Origin of the sequence: Streptomyces rhizosphaerihabitans, from assembly GCF_025399795.1 — a bacterium.
GTDB classification, from domain to species: domain Bacteria; phylum Actinomycetota; class Actinomycetes; order Streptomycetales; family Streptomycetaceae; genus Streptomyces; species Streptomyces rhizosphaerihabitans.
In genome coordinates this window covers 1-1,166 of record NZ_JAODTZ010000153.1, presented here as the reverse complement: position 1 = coordinate 1,166, position 1,166 = coordinate 1, and the positions used below count along the sequence as shown (strand labels likewise).

Below are 1,166 nucleotides of genomic sequence, written 5' to 3'. Positions count from 1 at the left end.
TCGATGCCGAGCGCGGGTACGGACGCGGTAACAGATACGGGTTTGAACTCTGCGCCATCAAGCCACGACCAGGTAGGAAGATTGACCTTGGTCGTCCCGTCGGGGGCCAGCGACACCTTGGTGCCAGGTACTCGAATCTCGGCGTACGCGAGTTCGGCCAGAACCTCAGGAGTGACGGCGTTCTTGATGCGAGGGGGCGGAGGGTCACCCTTGTCTACCCAGAAAATCGGCTCGTCACAGGAATCCCACCCGGGAGGAAAGTCCTTGTTGACGTACGAGTCCCACCAGTAACCCTCACCCGTCTTGGCCTTGTTGAAATCCTTGTAGTCGCCATCGACGTAACGCTTACGCTGTTCCGCGTCCCAGACATCACCGGTGGACCCAGCAGCCCAGATCGGCTCGAGATGGGCCTTGAGCTGCGCCGGCGTGTACTTCGGGGCATACCAACAAGCAGGAGGCATCCACGATGCAGCAGCGGTGACCGCTCCCACAGAACTACCTCGACCGTTCTTCGAACGATCGAAGACGATGCCCCCGGCAGTAGCGGAGACGGTGTCTCCGTCAACAGCCCCTGATGTACCGCTGCCCGATCCGGAGCCGGACCCGCCTCCGAACGTGCCTCCGCCCGGAGGGTCTTGGTCAGCTACAGCGGACCCGGGTGAGGCCAAGCAGGCCGCCCCCGCAAAGAGCACAACCGACACGAAACGAAGGGGCCGGTTCACGGCTGGCACCTGTCGGCCCCTCGAGCTGAAATGATCTTCACGAGTTCCCAGACCCCCTGCTCGTTCTTCTCCACCTGGATTCCGTAGGCGATGTAGCTGTTCTTGGTGGTCTTCGTCTTCTTGACCTCGCCGGTCTTGATGATCTTGCTGTAGCCCTTGCTTTCATCGGCGCAGTAGCTGAGCGAAGCACCGTCCTTTGACTTAACGGTCACCTGCCGGTCGAAATAGCGCACCGTACCGGTGACCGTCCACCCGGCAGATTTGAAGGACTGGACCCACTGTTGAGCTGCGACCGCGCCTTCACCCTCTGTATAGAACTCAAGAGCAGGAAGGCGCGGGTTCTGGGCATCGATGGCCGCATTGAGCGCGCGGATAAGCTCCGCGTTGTCCTTGAGGATCGCGTTTTGAACCGCGTCACCTGAAGTTTCAGGGGTGAACGTGATG

At 60.7% G+C, this 1,166-nt stretch carries 1 protein-coding gene and 1 pseudogene; both read right to left on the bottom strand.

The annotated features are described in order from the left end of the window. Window positions 1-731: hypothetical protein (locus tag N4G66_RS45155; protein ID WP_391858997.1), on the bottom strand; the 731-nt coding region annotated here is incomplete at its 3' end. Beyond that, a pseudogene (locus N4G66_RS45150) lies at window positions 719-1,166 on the bottom strand (hypothetical protein); the annotation flags it as partial. The gene N4G66_RS45155 and the pseudogene N4G66_RS45150, both read right to left, overlap by 13 nt.